Here is a 16903-nt window from a genome sequence, read left to right on the forward strand (position 1 = left end):
TGCGGTCCCCATGCCGGTCCTATGGTCATCCGGCCGGCGGAATGCTCCGCGACTTGTGCGGTCGGGTGCAAGTGCGGCCTCTGGCGGCCTGCCGGCGGCAGCAGATCCTGGGTCGGAAAACGAACTGGCCGGCGGTCCACGACCGCCGGCCAGCATGGGTATTCGGGTATCCGGCCGTCGGGGCCGGGCAGACGGTGTCGTGATCAGCCGAACTGGCCGCTGCGCGCCACGCTCTCGCCACGATGATGGTCGACGAGCTTGGTCTTGTGCTTCATCAGCAGGCGATCGAGTTTGTCGGCGAGCAGGTCGATGGCGGCATACATGTCCATGCCGGAGGCATCGCAGTGGAGTGTGCGCCCGGAGAGAACGACGGTGGCCTCGGCGCGGTGGTCGGGCTTGTCGAGACTGAGTTGCGTGCGGACGTCGAAGGGTTGGTCGAAATGGCGTTGCAGTCGCGCCAGCTTTGTTTCCATGTAGTCACGCAGGGCCGGGGTGACTTCAATCTGCTGGCCGTAGGTTTCGATGCGCATCGGAGACCTCCTGAACGTCGCGACGGAATTTTTATGACACCTGGACGTGGTCCAGGGTTCCAGCATCGCACGCCGTAGGCGTCGCGGAACAGCGTGCTGTATCGCAGATTGCGCGGCTGGTGCTGACCGCCGCGTCAGGATCGACGCTCTTGTCCTCCCTGCGGATTCATCAATGTGATGTTTTCGGATGCAACGCGTTAAACGTGATGCCTGTGTGTTTCAGCCGATCCGCACCCGGTCCTGCGACGACGGGATGCTCATGGCCTCACGATACTTCGCAACGGTGCGTCGTGCCACCGGTACACCAGTCGCTTTCAGGGTTTCGGCCAGACGCGCATCCGACAACGGCTTGCGTGGATTCTCTGCTTCGATGAGCTGGCGGATCATGGACTGGATGGCGGTGCTCGAGGTCTCGCCGCCGGTGCCGGTCTCGATGCCGGACGCGAAGAACGCGCGCAGCGGAACCGTGCCACGCGGCGTACGTGCGTACTTGCGTGCGATCGCGCGCGACACGGTGGACTCGTGCAGGCCCACTTCGGCGGCCACTTCGCGCAACGTCAGCGGGCGCAGCGCGCCATCGCCGAACTCGAGGAAGGAGGCCTGCTGCCGGATCAGGCAACGTGCGACTTTCAGCAGAGTGTCGCCCCGCGCTTCCAGGCTCTTGAGCAGCCAGCGCGCCTCCTGCAGGTGGCCGCGCAGGTAGCTAGCGTCCGACGGGCTGGCATGGCGGATCATGCCTTCGTAGCCGCGGTGGATGGCCACGCGCGGGCGCATGTTCTGGGCCAGGGTCACCCGCCACATCCCGTGCTGGCGCCAGATGACGACATCCGGCGCGATGTAGGTGTCGCTGCCGATGGCGCCGATCTGAGCACCGGGGCGGGGGTCGAGCGACCTCAGCAGGTGGACAGCGGTCTCGACTTCATTCGGATCGCGCTTCAGCTCGGCGGCCAGGCCGGCGATGCCGATGCGCGGCAGGCGGTCGAGCGAGTCGCTGGCCAGCATCCTCGCCAGCGTCCGGCCGGGGGTGTCATCCGGCAACTGTTCCAGCTGCACGGTCAGGCACTCGCCGACCGTACGGGCACCTGCGCCCACAGGATCGAAGCGCTGGACTTGGTGGAGCACGGTCAGGACCTCGTCCAGGCTGGCCTCGACCTGCGGCTTCAGCGAATCGAGGATGGCATCCAGCGGCTGGCGCATGTAGCCGTCGTCATCGATGGCCTCGATCAGGGCGACGCCGATCTGGCGATCGCGATGCGACAACGGGCTCAGGTGCAACTGCCATAGCAGGTGGTCGTGAAGCGTGTCGGCCTCGGCGACCTGTTCAGCCATCGGGATGTCATCGTCGCGGTCGGACGGCCCGAGGCGCTCATACCACGTGTCGCCGTCCTTGCTGTTCCAGTCGACTTCCGGCGCATTCGGCTCGCCACCGTCGCCGCCATCCTCGATGGGCGGATGCGGCACGTCATCGGCCGAGATGCTGCCGATCGACGGATCGGCCCAGTCCAGCAGGGGGTTGGTCTCGACCGCGTTGGTGAGCTCCGCCTCCAGTTCGATCGCGGACAACTGCAGCAGGCGGATCGCCTGCCGCAACTGCGGCGTCATCACCAGATGTTGTCCTAGTGCGGCTTGGAGACGGGGCTTCATTGTCGTCATCTAACGCGAGCTTGCGTGGGCGGCGGCCGCAAACGCCCGACGACCGTGCTGCTGCGCGAGCATTTGGCGAAGCCGCCCTGGCAATAGCCCGAGACTACAGACGGAAGGTTTCGCCCAGATACACGCGCCGCACGTCGGGGTTGGCCAGCAGCGCGTCCGGAGCCCCCTGCGCGAGCACGCTGCCTTCGCTGAGAATATACGCCCGATCGCAGATACCCAAGGTTTCGCGAACGTTGTGATCGGTGATCAGGACGCCGATGCCGCGATTCTTGAGATGGCGCACGATTCGCTGGATCTCGCCGACCGAAATCGGGTCGACGCCGGCGAAGGGTTCGTCGAGCAGCATCAGCCGCGGCTTGCCGGCCAGCGCACGCGCGATCTCGACACGGCGGCGTTCGCCGCCCGACAGGCTGGCACCGATCTGGTCGGCGACATGGGTGATCTGGAGTTCGTCGAGCAGGCTGTTGAGCTCCCGCTCGCGGCCGGCCCGGTCCAGGTCCTCGCGCAGTTCAAGCACCAGGCGGATGTTGTCGGCCACGCTGAGCTTGCGGAACACCGACGGTTCCTGCGGCAGGTAGCCGACGCCGTACTTGGCTCGCGCGTACATCGGCTCGGAGGTGATGTCCTTGCCGTCCAGCACGATCTGGCCTGCATCGGCCGGCACCAGGCCGACGATCATGTAGAAGCAGGTGGTCTTGCCGGCGCCATTCGGGCCCAGCAGTCCGACCACTTCGCCGGCATCCAGGGTCAGGCCGAAGTCCTTGACCACCTGGCGCGCACGGTAGGCCTTGCGCAGCCCCTGTGCGACCAGCATCAGCCGCCCCCCTGGCCGGTCTTGGGCTGGATGCGCATCTTGACGCGCCCGGCACCTTCGCCGCCGCTGGTGACCTGGCTGGTCTTCATGTTGTAGACCACGCGCTCGCCATTGAGGGTGCCGCGCGGCTCCTGGATGGTCACCTTGCCGGTGAACACGACGACCTCGGCCTTGAGGTCATAGTCGACCTTGCTGGCCTCGGCACTGAAGGGGGCGCCATTGTCGAGCTGCTGCTTCATCTTGACCGGGCCCCCGGTCAGGACGGCGCGCACGGGCTCGCCACCCTGCTGGGTGATGGTGGCCGTCGAGGAACGGATGTCGAGGCTCCCCTGCGTGATGATCACGCCGCCGCTGAGCACGGTCGGGCGGCTGTCGTCGAGCGAGTAATCGGAATGGCCGGCATCGATGTCCATCGGCTGGTTCCGGTCCGACGAGCGCGCCAGCGCCGGCATGGGAACCAGTGACGCCGCGATCAGCGCCAGGCCCAGCAGGCTAGCGGGGAGTACGTTCATATCGACCCTTGATGTCGGATTTGAGGGCAATGTTGTTGGCCTTGAGGTCGGCATCGAGGCCCCGGCCGTTAAGTGTAAAGCCCGGCTGCCGGACGGTGATCGGCGCATTCGAGGTGGCACGCTTTTCGTCCGGGAAGACATTGAGCTCCTCGGTCTCCATGCTGACCGCCTTGCCCGACCGGTTGGTGTTGTTCGCCGTGACCTGGCCGCGCAGGCGCAGTTCCTTGCCCTCGGGGCTGACCCAGCCCGTCCTGGCACGCACCTCCCACGGCTTGTCCTGAGAGCCCGGCGTGGGCGGGATCACGAACAGCGGCGTGGCGATGGTCATCGTCTTCGCGTCCGGGTCCCGCTCCAGCCGCGGGGCGCTCAGCGTGAAGGACTCCTGGCCCTTCTTGTCCAGCGCGACGAGTTCGAAATCGCTCAGCACATAGTCGGGACGCCGCTGCGCATGGGACTGGCCCTGTTCCTTGTCGCGCTGCAGCCAACGCACCCATCCGGTGAGGAGCGCGGCGATCAGCAGCAGCACGGTGGCGATGCCGCGCCAGCTCATGCATTGCCCTCGATGCGGGTGCCTTCGGTCCGGCTGACGTCGGCCAGCAACGCCTCGGCATGGCCCTGCGCCGCGAGCAACAGGTCGCAGAACTCGCGGGCGGCGCCGTGGCCGGCACGCTGGCCGGTGCGCCAGTGCACGCGTTCACCGACCCAGCGGTGAGCGTCGGCCGGTGCCACCGAAAAACCGCAGTGCAGCATCACGCGCAGATCGGGCAGGTCGTCGCCCATGAAGGCGACCTCGTCCATGCCCAGGCCGAGTCGCGCGGCGATCTCGCGAACGCAGGCCAGCTTGTCGCCGACGCCGATATGCACCTCGGCGATACCGAGATCGGCCGCGCGCTGCTGCGCCACGATGCTGGCGCGCGCGGTGACGAAAGCGACCGTGATGCCGCTCTTGCGCAGCAGCACCAGGCCTTGGCCGTCGTGCACGTTGAACGCCTTGAGTTCGCGGCCTTCGCTGTCGAAGAACAGGCGGCCGTCGGTCAGCGTTCCGTCCACGTCGAAGCACGCCAGTCGGATGCGCGCGGCGCGTTCGCGAATGTCGGCGGGATAGTCGTTGAGGTGCGAGTAAGGCATGTCGGCAGGCGGCATCGGGCGATCACACCACCCGTGCACGCAACAGGTCGTGAATGTTGAGGGCGCCGACGACGCGATGCTCGGCATCGATGACGATCAGGCCGCTGATCTTGTTCGCTTCCATCAGTTGCGCCGCTTCCACCGCCAGCGCATGCGAACCGATGGTCTTGGGCGAGCGCGTCATCACCTCGACGATGCGGGTGTTGCGCACGTCGAAGGTATGGTCGTCGAGCGTGCGTCGCAGGTCGCCGTCGGTGTAGAGGCCGAGCAGGCGGTTGTCGTCGTCGACGATCGCCGTCATCCCCAGCCGCTTGCGGCTCATCTCCACGAGGGTTTCGCTGATGCTGGCGTCGGCGGTGACGCGCGGCACGTCGTCTCCGGCATGCATGATGTCGCTGATGTGCAACAGCAGGCGCCGGCCGAGCGCGCCAGCGGGATGCGAACGGGCGAAGTCGTCGGCGGTGAAGCCGCGCGCGTCGAGGAGCGCGACTGCGAGCGCGTCGCCCATCGCCAGCGATGCAGTCGTGCTGGAAGTCGGTGCCAAAGCCAGCGGGCAGGCCTCGGCCGGCACGCTGACGTCCAGGTGCACGTCGGCCTCGCGTGCCAGCGACGACTTCGGCCGGCCGGTCATCGCGATCAGCTTGTTGCCCTGGCGCCGCAGCACCGGCAGCAGCAACAGGATCTCGTCGCTCTCGCCGGAGTAGGACAGGGCGAGCACGACGTCGGTGTCGGTGATCATGCCGAGGTCGCCATGGGCGGCCTCGCCGGGGTGCACGTAGAAAGCTGGCGTGCCGGTCGAGGCCAGCGTCGCGGCGATCTTGCGGGCGATATGGCCGGACTTGCCCATGCCGGTGCAGACCACGCGGCCGCGGGCCGCCAGCATCAGCCGGCAGGCTTCGGTGAAATCGTCGCCGATGCGCCCGGCCACCGTGGCCAGGGCCTGGGCTTCGATCTCGAACACGCGGCGTCCGCTGGCGGTCAGGCCGGCAGCAGAGTCGTCAACGGGTGGAATGGGGGCGGTTGCCATTTCGGACCGGAGGCCTTTCCGTTAGGCTAATTGGCCAATTCTATGCGGTTCATCCGCGAAAAGCCCGCCGGCGTCCAGCGGCGGCTGATCCCACGACCGCGCGATGACGCAGCTGCGCTGCGCGTTGCGCATCCAATGCGAGGCCGTTGCAAGTGAATGCCGACACCATCCGACATCTGATCGAACAGGGCTTGCCCGGCGCCCAGGCGCAGGTACAGGGCGACGATGGGGTGCATTTCGAGGCCACCGTGGTCGCCGAGGCCTTCCGCGGCAAGCTGCCGCTGGCCCGTCACCGCATGGTCTACGCCACGCTCGGCGAGCGCATGGGCGGCGAGATCCACGCGCTGGCGCTGAAGACGCTGACGCCGGAAGAAGCCGCGCGCTGACGCCACGACATCGCGTGCGGGCCTCGGCCCGGCGCGAACCAACACCACCGGGAATTACGATGCAGAAGATTGTTGTTGAGGGCGGCGCCGTACTGAACGGCGAGGTGCAGATCTCCGGCGCCAAGAACGCCGTGCTGCCGATCCTGTGCGCGACGCTGCTGGCCGATGAGCCGGTGGCGATCAGCAACGTTCCGCACCTGCACGACGTTGTGACCACGGCGCGCCTGCTGGGCGAACTGGGCGCGGGCATCCAGGTCGACGAGGGCACGGCCGGCGACGGCAAGCCCGGCCGCGGTCGCGGCATCACGGTCGATCCGCGCACGGTGCGCAGCCACATCGCGCCCTACGAGCTGGTCAAGACGATGCGCGCCTCGATCCTCGTGCTGGGCCCGCTGCTGGCCAAGTACGGCGAGGCCGAGGTGTCGCTGCCGGGCGGCTGCGCCATCGGATCGCGTCCGGTCGACCAGCACATCAAGGGACTGCAGGCGCTCGGCGCCGAGATCAGCGTCGACCACGGTTTCATCAAGGCCCGCCGCAACGGTCGCCTGAAGGGCGCGCGCTTCGTCTTCGACGTGGTCAGCGTGACCGGCACCGAGAACGTGATGATGGCCGCCGCGCTCGCCGAGGGCACCAGCGTGCTGGAGAACGCGGCGATGGAGCCGGAGGTCGTCGACCTCGCCGACTGCCTCAACGCGCTCGGCGCGCAGATCGAGCATGCCGGCAGCGGCCGCATCGTCGTGCACGGCGTCGAACGCCTGCACGGCGGGCACCATGACGTGCTGCCGGACCGCATCGAGACCGGTACCTTTCTGGTCGCGGCGGCCATGACTGGCGGCCGCGTCACCGTGCGCCGCAGCCGTGCCGACACGCTCGATGCCGTGCTCGACAAGCTGCGCGATGCCGGTGGCGAGATCACGGTCGAGGGCGATCGCATCACCCTCGACATGCAGGGCCGCCGCCCGAAGGCCGTCAACCTGACCACGGCGCCGCACCCGGCCTTCCCGACCGACATGCAGGCGCAGTTCATGGCGATGAACTGCATCGCCGATGGCGTCGGCGTGATCAACGAGACGATCTTCGAGAACCGCTTCATGCACGTGCAGGAGTTGCTGCGCCTGGGTGCCGACATCCGTGTCGAAGGACACACCGCGATCATTCGCGGCGTCGAGCAGCTCAGCGGCGCCCCGGTGATGGCGACGGACCTGCGCGCGTCGGCTTCGCTGATCCTGGCCGGCCTGGTCGCTGACGGGCAGACCACGATCGACCGCATCTACCACCTCGACCGCGGCTACGAAAACATCGAGGAGAAGCTGTCGGGACTCGGTGCCAGGATCCGCCGCATCGCCTGATGCATGAAGACCTCCCGTTCGTCGCGATTCACGCCGCGCCGCCGCATCGTGCTCGGCGTGTTCGCCGCATTGCTACTGCTGGTGGGCTGGCTGCATTTCACCGGTGCCGCCGGTACGCGCGGCATGCCGCTGAAGGAAATGGACTGGAACGGTGACGGCAAAGCCGGCATGGAAGAGTGGCTGCAGTCGATATACGCCGTGGTCGTGCACAAGACCGTCGACGGCCCTCGCGAATGCAGCACCTATGCCTGGCGGCGCGATGACAGCACGATCCGGGTCGATTGCCGAACGGTGGTGAAGCCGGCAACTCCGGACAAGTGATACAAAAAAGCCCCGCGATGCGGGGCTTTTTCGTGGGGCGGTTGGCGGGCGTCAGCGCGTGGACTGGACGCGCAGATCGATTTCATCCGCGCCGTCCTTGCGCTGCAGGATGCGCGCAGGCACCGGCATCCCGGCCACCACCCAGGCGATGGTCTGCTTGTTGCCGGACGAGCTGACGACCTTGGTCGCCTGCTGCGCCTTGCCGTCGATGGTGATCGACTCCTTGCCGGCGACCGTGTAGTTGAGCTGCTTGACGCGGCCGTCCTCGACCATGCGGTAGTTCATCGGCTTGCCGGCGACGACGTCGCGGACGATGGCCAGGTTGATCAGCAGCGCATCGAGGTCGCCTGGCTCAAGCTTGATCGGACCGGCGCGCTCCGGCTTTACGTCGCCGGTCCAGCTGGCGACGCCGCGCGACCAGTCGTAGGTCGCGATCTTGGTGGTCTTCTTGGTCAGTACGTTGGTCGAGTCGTTGCCCGACAGCGGCCGCCACTGCCCGCCGTTCTCCTCGAACACGGTCGACTGGCTCAGCGTCGCCAGCGGGCTGTTGATGTCGAGGGTGTACTTCCACTTGTTGGCGCCGGCCGAGGCCAGGACCATGCGGCCGCTGCCCTGCATGCCCATGTAGTTGGCCTGGTAATCCGCCGTGAAAGGCTGGACGGCCAGCGCCGGCAGGCTGGCGACGGCGAGCGCCGCCGCGGCGAACGCGCGACGAAGCATGGGGGTGTTTTTCGTGGACATCGTCAGGCTCCCTTGTACTCGACCAGTCGCAGGTCGTAGGTGTCTTGGCCGTTCTCGCGTTGCAGGATGCGCACCGGCGTCGGTACACCTTCCACCACCCAGATCACGGTTTCCTCGTTGCCACTTTGTACGCGGTTGACGCGCATCGCGCTGAAGCTCATGTCGCCGATCTTCACGCCTTCCGATTCCGTGGCGACCACATACTGGTGCGGGCGCACGCGGCCGTTGTCGACGAAACGGTATTGCAGCGTCTTGCCCGGCTGCGCGTCGCGGATCACCGCCAGATTGATCAGCAGCCCGCTCATGTCGCCGGACTGGATCGGAACCGGCTTCTGGCGGCTTTCCTTGATGTCGCCCTGCCAGCGTGCCGTCAGCGCGCGCCAATCGTAGACGCCGATGGTCTGGCGCTTCGTGAACACGGCCTTCTTGACCGTGCCCTGGCTCAGCGGGCGGTAGGTATCGCCCACCAGGTCGAACACGGTGCTCTGCTCGCCATTCACGCCGGCCAGGCCCATTAGGCCGGTGGTGCCGTGGATGCCAAGGTCGACGCGCCAGCGGCGGGCATCGTTGCGCACCACCTGCATCGTGGCATCGCCCATCTCCTTGCCGCCATTGAAGACCTGGTAGTGGGCGATGAAGGGTTCGAGCGCCTGCGCCGGGAGGCTGCAGGCCAATGCCAGGCCGGAGGCGAGGAATGCCGCGGGCATCCGGACGCAGGTCATCAGGGTACGGGTCATCAAGCGGTGTCTCGTTGCGGTATCCGGAGGCGGTCATCGTCGCCCAGCGACAGCGGGGCGTGCAGTTCGGCGCTGTCGAACATCACCTGGCCCCGGCCGGACAGCGCGACGCGCCCGGCGCAGATCAGGCCGACCGTGTCGACCAGCAGCGGGTGCTCACGGGTCAGCACGCGGGCCGCCAGCGCTTCCTCGTCGTCGCCGGGCAGTACCGGAATGGTGGCCTGGGAGATCACCGGGCCGCCATCCAGTTCCGGCGTGACGAAATGGACGCTGGCGCCGTGCACCGTCGCGCCGGCATCCAGGGCCTGGCGGTGCGTGTGCAGGCCCTTGAACGCGGGCAGGAGGGACGGGTGGATATTGATCATGCGGCCGCGGCGGGCATCGACTACGTGTTCGCTCAGCAGCCGCATATATCCGGCACAGACGATGAGATCGGGCTGAACGCCTTCGATGAGGCTGAACAGGGCTTCATCGTAGGCCAGGCGCGTTTCGAATCCGCGCGGGGAAAGCGCCTTGGCCGGGATCCCCCCTGCGGCGGCCAGCGCCAGTGCGCCGGCGCTCGAACGGTCGGAAAAGACGCCCGCGATGCGGGCATCCAGCCGGTTCGCGGCGATGGCCGCGATCAGCGCCCGCAGGTTGGTGCCGCGCCCGGACGCCAGCACCGCGATCCGGAACATCGCGATCAGCCGATGCGCAGGCGTTCGCCGGTGCCGGCCGGCGCGACCTGTCCGATCTGCCAATGCGCCAGGCCGAGCCGGTCGAGGTCAGCGTTGACGGCGGCCACGTCGCCCGGAGCCACCATCAGCACGAAGCCGATGCCGCAATTGAAGGTGCGCCACATTTCTTCGCGTGGCACGTTGCCCTCACGCTGCAGCCAGTCGAACACCGCCGGCAGCGGCCAGGACGAGGTGTCGATCTCCAGGCCGAGGGGCTTGGGCACGACGCGGATGATCTTCTCCACCAGCGCGCCGCCGGTGACGTGGGCCATCGCATGGATGTCGTGCCGGGCCAGCAGTTCCAGCACCGGCTTGACGTAGATGCGCGTGGGCTCCATCAGCGCGTCGGCCAGCTTCACGCCGCCGAGGTCGAGGTCAAGCGGGTTGCCGGCACGCGCCAGGATCTTGCGGATCAGCGAATAGCCGTTGGAATGCGGGCCGCTGGAGGCGATGCCGATCAGCACGTCGCCCTCGCGCACGCGGCTGCCGTCGATCAGCCGGGCCTTCTCGACCGCGCCGACGGTGAAGCCGGCCAGGTCGTACTCGCCCGGCGGATACATGTCGGGCATCTCGGCGGTTTCGCCGCCGATCAGCGCGCAGCCGGCGATCTCGCAGCCCTTGGCGATGCCGCCGACCACGTCGACGGTGGTGTCGACATCGAGCTTGCCGGTGGCGAAGTAGTCGAGGAAGAACAGCGGCTCGGCGCCCTGCACCAGCACGTCGTTGACGCACATGGCCACGAGGTCGATGCCGATGGTGTCGTGGCGGTTCAACTGTTTGGCGAGGATCAGCTTGGTGCCCACGCCGTCGGTGCCGGAGACCATCACCGGCTCCTTGTACTTGCCCGACAGGTCGAACAGCCCGCCGAAGCCGCCGATGCCGCCGCCGAGCACCTCGGGGCGAAGGGTGCGCCTGATGGCAGGCTTGATGCGCTCGACGACTTCGTTGCCCGCGTCGATGTCGACACCGGCGTCGCGGTACGTCATCGGGGCGGGAGTGGGGGAGGTAGGCTGGGTCACGGCGGCCTCGGCGGTCGCGGAAGAGATGAAGACGGCGATTTTACCAGTCGTGACGGCCTCGAATGGACGTGCCGGGCCGGCTACGGCACCATTTCGACTCATCACGCACCCCTAAGGAAGGCGATGGTTCGGGCAAACCGTGTGGCGACACTGCGCTGGAAGTTCCGGGCGCTGGGCATTGCGTTCGCAATGTCGATGCTCCTGCTGGCGAGCTTCACCGCCGCCGCGCAGCGCGTGGAAGGCGATCGCGCCAAGGCCGAAGGCCTCTACGCCGCCGAAATCTCGGTGAACGGGCAGGGCGAGCCCGAACGCAACACCGCCTTTGCCCGTGGACTGGCCCAGGTACTGGGCAAGCTGACTGGCGACCGCGGTGCGGCCTCCAAGCCGGGTGTCGGCCAGGAGCTGCGCCGGGCCAAGGACTACGTCGCCGATTACGACTATCGCCAGGACGAGGGCGTCTCGGCCCAGGGCGCGCCGACGTTCGGCACCACGCTGATCGTCCGCTTCGACGAGGAGCGGGTGAACGAGCTGGCCGCGATCCTGGGCCTGCCGGTCTGGCCGCAGCCCCGTCCGAAGCCGGTCCTGTGGCTGGCGATCGACGATGGCTCGGGCCCGCGCCTGGTCGGCCTGAAGCAGGTCAATGCCGCGCGACCGGCCCTGAACCGTGCCATCGACCGGGGATACCGGCTCGGCCTCCCGAACGGCACCGCCGCCGAGCAGGCTGCGGTCGGCGCGATCTGGCGCGGCGATACCGCCGCCGTGGCACGCGCCTCGAGCGCCTACAGCCCGCCGATGCAGCTGGTCGGCAAGCTGTACCGCAGCGCCACCGGCTGGACAGCGGACTGGATCTTCGTCGACAGCGGCAAGGTGCTGTCGAAGTGGTCGGGCAGCGATGCCGACGCACGCAAGCTGATGGCCACCGGCGCCGATGGCGCGGCCGACGCACTGATCAAGCGCTACGCCAAGCGCGGCACCAGCCTCGGCCTGCCGGGTACGTACCGCGTGATCTTCACCGGCATGGCCAGCAGCGAGGACTTCATCCGCCTGGCCGGCTACCTGCAGAAGCAGCAGGTGGTGCGCAAGCTGACCCCGGTCCGGGCGACGCCCGAAGGCATGGAGTTTGACCTGGAACTGCTGACCGGGCCGGAAGGCCTGCGCCGCGCACTCCTGCGCGACGACGTGCTCAGCGGCGGCGAGGGCGAGCCGCCGGTGTACAGGCTCAACTGACGGGAACGCACCGAATGGATTCCGCACCCAACCATGACATCGCCCGATTCCTGAAACGCCTGCAATGGGCCGCGGTGGGCGCCGCGGCCTGCTGGCTGCTGTGGTTGCTGGCGCCGATCCTGACGCCGTTCGTATTCGCGCTGATGCTGGCCTGGCTCGGCGATCCGCTGGTCGACCGTCTGCAGCGTTCGGGCCGCTCGCGCAACGTCGCGGTGACGATGGTGTACTCGCTGATGGCACTGCTGGTGCTGATCGCGCTGCTGATCCTCGTGCCGTTGATCGAACGTCAGATCGCCACCCTGGTGACGTCGCTGCCGAGTTACCGCGACTGGTTCATGCTGACGGCGCTTCCCTGGCTGGAGGCGAAGCTGGGCATCGAGCTGACCGAATGGTTCGACCTCGGCCACATCACGCAGCTGGTTCGCGACAACTGGGAGCGTGCCGGCGGCATCGCCACCACGCTGCTGGGCTACCTGTCGCGTTCGGGCTTCGCCGTGATGGCGGTCGTCGCGAACATCCTGCTGCTGCCGATCATCACGTTCTACTTCCTGCGCGACTGGGACCTGCTGGTCGAGCGCGTCGCGTCGTTGATCCCGCGCGATCATCTGGAGACGGTCAGCCGCCTCGCCCGCGAATCCAGCGACGTGCTGGGTGCGTTCCTGAAGGGCCAGTTCCTGGTGATGCTGGTGCTGGGTGTCCTCTATGGCCTGGGCCTGTGGGGCGTAGGTCTGGACCTCGGCATCCTGATCGGCTTCATCGCCGGCCTGCTGACCTTCGTGCCGTACCTGGGACCGACCAGCGGCATCGTGCTGGGCGTCATCGCGGCGCTGGTCCAGTTCGGCGACTGGCAGCACGTGGCCGGCGTGCTGATCGTGTTCGGCATCGGCCAGATGATCGAAAGCTATGTGCTGACGCCGAAGCTGGTCGGAGACCGCATCGGCCTGCATCCGGTGGCGGTGATTTTCGCGGTGCTGGCTGGCGGCCAGTTGTTCGGTTTCCTCGGCATGCTGCTGGCACTGCCGGTGGCCGCCGTTGCCAACGTGCTGCTGCGCTATGCGCAGGAGCGCTATCGCCACAGCCGGTTGTACGTCGGCGAACACACGGCCGGCGCGATCGTGCCGGTGGATCCGCTGGCCGATCCGCATCTCGCGCCGCGCGCGGAGCAGGAAGAGAAGTAAGCAGTGAGTATTCCGCAGTTGCCGCTGACGTTGCGGTATCCGCCCGACCAGCGCCTGGACACCTTCGTGCACGCGCCGGCCGGCGCGGCCGAGCTGTTGCGCGCCCTGGCCGCGCAGGACGGCCAGTTCGACAATGTGTACTTGGCCGGGCCTGCAGGCGTCGGCAAGACCCATCTGCTACTCGGCACCTGCGCTGCCGCGGAAGCGGCAGCGCGCCGCGCCGCCTACTTGCCGCTGATCGCGGCGACCGGGCGTCTGCGCGACGCGCTGGAGGCGCTGGAAGGCAACGACCTGATCGCGCTGGATGGCCTGGAAGCGATCGCTGGCAGCCGTGACGACGAGGTCGCGCTGTTCGACGCGCACAATCGTGCGCGTGCCGCTGGCATTCGCCTGGTGTACTCCGCGCGAGACATTCCCGATGCGATCGGGCTGGGCCTGCCCGACCTGCGCTCGCGCCTGGGGCAATGCACGCGCATCACGCTGACTCCGCTCGACGACGAAGGCCGGCGCGAAGTGCTTCGCCAGCGCGCACAGCGGCGTGGCCTGGTGCTGGAAGAGCCCGCGCTGGACTGGCTGCTCAAGCGCGTTGGCCGCGACCTGGGCGGACTGACCGCTTTGCTCGACCGCCTCGACCGCGCCTCGCTCGCGGCGCAGCGCCGCATCACCGTGCCTTTCCTGCGGCAGACGCTGGGCTGAATCCCTGCGGCTTCAGGCGATGCCTGAGGCCAGCGATTCGTTCAATGCCTGCAGGCGCTGTGGCGTGCCGACATCGGTCCATTGGCCGCGATGGTGCTCACCGCTGATGCGGTGCTCCTCCATGTGAGCGCGCAGGATCGGCGCCAGCCGGAAGCGCGGTGGCGTGGCATCGGCGCCGGCATCGCTGCTGTGCGCGCGCCAGCCATCGAGAAGTTGCGGGCGGTATATGCCGAGACCGGCATAGGTGAGGCGATGCGGCCCATCGCCGCGCACCAGCCCGCCATCGTCGAGCGCGAAATCTCCCTGCGTCGCCTGCACGGGGCGATCGACCATCACCAGATGGGCCAGGCCCGCCGGCTCGCGCGGCAGCCGCGCGAAGTCGTAGTCGGTCCAGATATCGCCATTGACCAGCAGGAATGGCGACTCGCCCAGCAACGGCAGCGCATGCAGCATGCCGCCGCCGGTTTCCAGCGGCTGCGTGCCTTCATAGGAATAGTGCAGGCGCAGGCCCCAGCGCGCTCCGTCGCCCAGCGTCTGCGGGAACTGCGGCGCCAGCCAACTGGTGTTGATCACGATGTCGCGGATGCCGATCGCGGCGAGCTTCTCCAGGTGCCAGACGATCAGCGGTTTGCCCGCGACTTCCAGTAACGGCTTCGGCGTGGTGTCGGTGAGCGGCCGCATGCGTTCGCCCAGGCCGGCCGCGAAGATCAATGCCTTCATGCCTTGCGCTCCATCGCCGGGCGGATGCGGGTGTCGAGCAGTTCGCGCAGCGGCGCCAGTTCCGCGTAACGCGGCAACACCTCGTCGAGGTAGGTGATGAAGCGCGGCGCATCCGGCAGGTACTTGGACTTGCCGTCGCGGTAGTGCAGGCGCGAGAAGATGCCGAGGATTTTCAGGTGGCGCTGGATGCCGAGCCAATCGGCGTCGCGACGGAAATGCTCCAGCGGAGGTACCGGCAGGCCGGCGTCGATAGCGCGCGCGTGATAGCGGCCGATCCACTCATCCACGCGTGCCAGTGGCCAGCTCAGGAATGCATCCTTGAAGAGGCTGATCGGGTCATAGGCGATCGGGCCCAGCACGCAGTCCTGGAAGTCCAGCACCGCCGGGCCATCGGGCACCGGCATCAGGTTGCGCGGCATGAAGTCGCGGTGCGTCAGCACGCGAGGTTGCGACAGCGCGTTGTCCATCAGCCGGCGCTGCACCAGTTCCAACCGCTCCAGGTCGCCGCAGTCGAGTGCGATACCGAGGTGGCGGCGCAGGAACCATTCCTCGAACAATCCGGCATCACGCTGCAGCAGTGCCTCGCCGAACTCGCCGATGCCCGGCGGCGGCGGGATCGCCTGCAGTCGCAGCAACTGAACGAGCGCAGCCTCGAAATGCGCGTCGGCGCTGGCATCGTCGATGGTCTGCGCCAGCGTCGGTCCGCCCAGGTCCTCGAGCAGCAGGAACCCCTTGTCGACGTCCTGCACCAGCACGTGCGGGACGCGCACGCCGCCGCCTTCCAGCAGGTCGCGCATGCGCAGCCAAGGGCGCACGTCTTCCAGTCCCGGCGGAGAGTCCATCACGATGACGCTGCCACCGTCGCGTGGATTCGCTCGCCAATAGCTGCGGAAGCCGGCATCGACCGATGCGCGCTGCAGTCGCAGGGAAGCGTCGCCCGTGGCGTCGCGGGCCCAGACCAGCCGCTCGATTTCGCGTGCGTCGGCCTCGGCCGAAGAAGGGACTACGGTCATGCACTCTCCATGCGGCGGAACGGCCGCAGGCACACAGCGTAACGAGCCGCTGCGCGCCGGGGAATGCCGGGCCTCGATAACTGCGAAGGGCGCCCGATCGGGGGCGGATTCAGGCTCTGGCACTTCCGTGTCAGGCGGCGACCGTTTCGCGCTCCAGCGATGCCAGCCACTCGTCGTCGGATCCCTCCAGGACTCCTTCGAACAGGAACGTCGACAGGTAGCGTTCTCCTGTATCGGGCAGCACGGCCAGCAGCACCGAACCCTCGGGAGCGCTTTCCGCGACCTTCAGCGCGGCCGCGACCGTCGCGCCGGCGGAAATGCCGACGAACACGCCTTCCTCGGCGGCCAGGCGGCGTGCCGTGTCGCGCGCCAGGACCTCGTCGACCGGCAGCACTTCGTCGGCGATGGTGCGGCTGAGCACGGCCGGCAGGAAGTCCGGCGTCCAACCCTGGATCTTGTGCGGCTGCCAGTCCTTGCCCGACAGCAGCGCCGCGCCGGCGGGCTCGCTGGCGATCACCTTGAGGTCCGGTCGCGCGAGCTTCAGTACTTCGCCTGCGCCGGTGATCGTGCCCCCGGTGCCCCAGCCGCTGACGAAATAGTCCAGCCGCTTGCCAGCGAAGTCGCGCAGGACTTCGGGGCCGGTGGTGTTGCGGTGCCAGGCCGGGTTGGCTTCGTTCTCGAACTGGCGGGCGAGGAACCAGCCATGTTTGTCCGCCAGTTCCTTGGCCTTGCGCACCATGCCGCTGCCGCGCTCGGCGGCCGGCGTCAGGATCACCCTGGCGCCGTATGCGCGCATCAGTTTGCGGCGCTCCACCGAGAAGGTCTCGGTCATCACCGCCACGAACGGATAACCTCGCGCGGCGGCGACCATCGCCAGCGCGATGCCGGTGTTGCCGGAAGTGGCCTCCACGATCGTCTGCCCCGGTTTCAGCAGGCCTTTGCGCTCGGCATCGAGCACGATCGCCAATGCGAGGCGGTCCTTGACCGATCCTCCCGGATTGAAGGCTTCGACTTTGGCGTAGAGAGTGACGTGCTTCGGCGCGATGCGATGCAGCTTGACGATCGGCGTGTTGCCGACGGTGTCGAGGATGTTGTCGTAGAGGGCCATCGATGTGCTCCTGTCGAATGTCTTGCCG

Annotated in this window: 20 protein-coding genes; 6 read left to right on the forward strand and 14 right to left on the reverse strand. The window is 67.7% G+C overall.

Features of this window, described 5'->3' with window-relative positions; genetic code table 11:
* Positions 1 to 203: 203 nt before the first annotated feature.
* The 7 genes from hpf to IU514_RS01335 all read right to left on the reverse strand — a co-directional run bounded on the left by hpf (position 204) and on the right by IU514_RS01335 (position 5664).
* Positions 204 to 530: a ribosome hibernation-promoting factor, HPF/YfiA family gene (gene hpf / locus IU514_RS01305; protein WP_194929258.1), complete on the reverse strand. Its 327-nt coding sequence runs from the start codon at positions 528 to 530 to the stop codon at positions 204 to 206.
* A gap of 219 nt (positions 531 to 749) precedes the next feature.
* Positions 750 to 2174: an RNA polymerase factor sigma-54 gene (locus IU514_RS01310; RefSeq protein WP_194929259.1), complete on the reverse strand. Its 1425-nt coding sequence runs from the start codon at positions 2172 to 2174 to the stop codon at positions 750 to 752.
* Between the two features lie 103 nt (positions 2175 to 2277).
* On the reverse strand, positions 2278 to 2997 hold the full coding sequence (gene lptB / locus IU514_RS01315) for an LPS export ABC transporter ATP-binding protein (protein ID WP_194929260.1): 720 nt from the start codon (positions 2995 to 2997) through the stop codon (positions 2278 to 2280).
* Positions 2997 to 3509: a lipopolysaccharide transport periplasmic protein LptA gene (gene lptA / locus IU514_RS01320; protein WP_194929261.1), complete on the reverse strand. Its 513-nt coding sequence runs from the start codon at positions 3507 to 3509 to the stop codon at positions 2997 to 2999. Before lptA ends, lptB begins: the two co-directional genes overlap by 1 nt.
* The gene (lptC, locus tag IU514_RS01325; protein WP_194929262.1) at positions 3490 to 4059 is read right to left on the reverse strand and encodes an LPS export ABC transporter periplasmic protein LptC; all 570 of its coding nucleotides are present in this window, start codon (positions 4057 to 4059) and stop codon (positions 3490 to 3492) included. The genes lptA and lptC overlap by 20 nt, the downstream gene beginning before the upstream one ends.
* Positions 4056 to 4637 (reverse strand): KdsC family phosphatase, encoded by a 582-nt coding sequence (locus IU514_RS01330; RefSeq protein WP_194929263.1) that lies wholly within the window; start codon positions 4635 to 4637, stop codon positions 4056 to 4058. Before IU514_RS01330 ends, lptC begins: the two co-directional genes overlap by 4 nt.
* A 22-nt stretch (positions 4638 to 4659) precedes the next feature.
* A complete protein-coding gene (locus IU514_RS01335) occupies positions 4660 to 5664 on the reverse strand; it encodes a KpsF/GutQ family sugar-phosphate isomerase (RefSeq protein ID WP_194929264.1) in 1005 nt (334 codons plus the stop codon).
* 152 nt (positions 5665 to 5816) lie between these two features.
* Between IU514_RS01335 and IU514_RS01340 the strand changes: the two genes are divergently transcribed.
* Genes IU514_RS01340 through IU514_RS01350 form a run of 3 tightly spaced genes read left to right on the forward strand, consistent with a single transcriptional unit; the run spans position 5817 to position 7720 of the window.
* Positions 5817 to 6050 (forward strand): BolA/IbaG family iron-sulfur metabolism protein, encoded by a 234-nt coding sequence (locus IU514_RS01340; RefSeq protein WP_194929265.1) that lies wholly within the window; start codon positions 5817 to 5819, stop codon positions 6048 to 6050.
* A gap of 59 nt (positions 6051 to 6109) precedes the next feature.
* A complete protein-coding gene (gene murA, locus IU514_RS01345) occupies positions 6110 to 7399 on the forward strand; it encodes a UDP-N-acetylglucosamine 1-carboxyvinyltransferase (RefSeq protein ID WP_194929266.1) in 1290 nt (429 codons plus the stop codon).
* 3 nt (positions 7400 to 7402) lie between these two features.
* Complete coding sequence (locus tag IU514_RS01350; RefSeq protein ID WP_194929267.1) at positions 7403 to 7720, forward strand: EF-hand domain-containing protein; 318 nt, start codon at positions 7403 to 7405, stop codon at positions 7718 to 7720.
* A gap of 51 nt (positions 7721 to 7771) precedes the next feature.
* Here IU514_RS01350 and IU514_RS01355 read toward each other — a convergent pair whose 3' ends face one another.
* From IU514_RS01355 to purM, 4 genes are read right to left on the reverse strand one after another with little or no spacing between them, the layout of a single operon-like run.
* Positions 7772 to 8461 carry a DUF3108 domain-containing protein gene (locus IU514_RS01355; RefSeq protein ID WP_228760395.1) on the reverse strand — a complete coding sequence of 230 codons (690 nt, stop codon included), beginning with the start codon at positions 8459 to 8461 and terminating at the stop codon, positions 7772 to 7774.
* 2 nt (positions 8462 to 8463) lie between these two features.
* Positions 8464 to 9198, reverse strand: coding sequence for a DUF3108 domain-containing protein (locus IU514_RS01360; RefSeq protein ID WP_228760396.1), 735 nt, complete (start codon positions 9196 to 9198; stop codon positions 8464 to 8466).
* Positions 9198 to 9875, reverse strand: a complete 678-nt coding sequence (purN, locus tag IU514_RS01365) for a phosphoribosylglycinamide formyltransferase (RefSeq protein ID WP_228760397.1) — start codon at positions 9873 to 9875, stop codon at positions 9198 to 9200. The genes IU514_RS01360 and purN overlap by 1 nt, the downstream gene beginning before the upstream one ends.
* A gap of 5 nt (positions 9876 to 9880) precedes the next feature.
* Positions 9881 to 10900 carry a phosphoribosylformylglycinamidine cyclo-ligase gene (gene purM, locus IU514_RS01370; RefSeq protein WP_194929532.1) on the reverse strand — a complete coding sequence of 340 codons (1020 nt, stop codon included), beginning with the start codon at positions 10898 to 10900 and terminating at the stop codon, positions 9881 to 9883.
* Between the two features lie 156 nt (positions 10901 to 11056).
* Between purM and IU514_RS01375 the strand changes: the two genes are divergently transcribed.
* The 3 genes from IU514_RS01375 to hda are packed head-to-tail and all read left to right on the forward strand — an operon-like array spanning position 11057 to position 14034.
* The gene (locus IU514_RS01375; protein ID WP_324187759.1) at positions 11057 to 12160 is read left to right on the forward strand and encodes a DUF2066 domain-containing protein; all 1104 of its coding nucleotides are present in this window, start codon (positions 11057 to 11059) and stop codon (positions 12158 to 12160) included.
* A 14-nt stretch (positions 12161 to 12174) separates the two neighbouring features.
* Complete coding sequence (locus IU514_RS01380) at positions 12175 to 13338, forward strand: AI-2E family transporter (RefSeq protein WP_194929268.1); 1164 nt, start codon at positions 12175 to 12177, stop codon at positions 13336 to 13338.
* Between the two features lie 3 nt (positions 13339 to 13341).
* Entirely contained in the window at positions 13342 to 14034 is a 693-nt protein-coding gene (gene hda / locus IU514_RS01385; protein ID WP_194929269.1) for a DnaA regulatory inactivator Hda, read from the forward strand.
* Between the two features lie 12 nt (positions 14035 to 14046).
* Here hda and murU read toward each other — a convergent pair whose 3' ends face one another.
* From murU to cysK, 3 genes are all read right to left on the reverse strand, one after another.
* Positions 14047 to 14754, reverse strand: coding sequence for an N-acetylmuramate alpha-1-phosphate uridylyltransferase MurU (murU, locus tag IU514_RS01390; protein ID WP_194929270.1), 708 nt, complete (start codon positions 14752 to 14754; stop codon positions 14047 to 14049).
* Positions 14751 to 15767 carry an aminoglycoside phosphotransferase family protein gene (locus tag IU514_RS01395; protein WP_194929271.1) on the reverse strand — a complete coding sequence of 339 codons (1017 nt, stop codon included), beginning with the start codon at positions 15765 to 15767 and terminating at the stop codon, positions 14751 to 14753. Before IU514_RS01395 ends, murU begins: the two co-directional genes overlap by 4 nt.
* Before the next feature lie 130 nt (positions 15768 to 15897).
* A complete protein-coding gene (gene cysK, locus IU514_RS01400; protein WP_194929272.1) occupies positions 15898 to 16875 on the reverse strand; it encodes a cysteine synthase A in 978 nt (325 codons plus the stop codon).
* Between the last annotated feature and the right edge of the window lie 28 nt (positions 16876 to 16903).

It is taken from the genome of Lysobacter niastensis (assembly GCF_015453285.1).
In the GTDB taxonomy this organism is placed as follows: domain Bacteria; phylum Pseudomonadota; class Gammaproteobacteria; order Xanthomonadales; family Xanthomonadaceae; genus Lysobacter_J; species Lysobacter_J niastensis.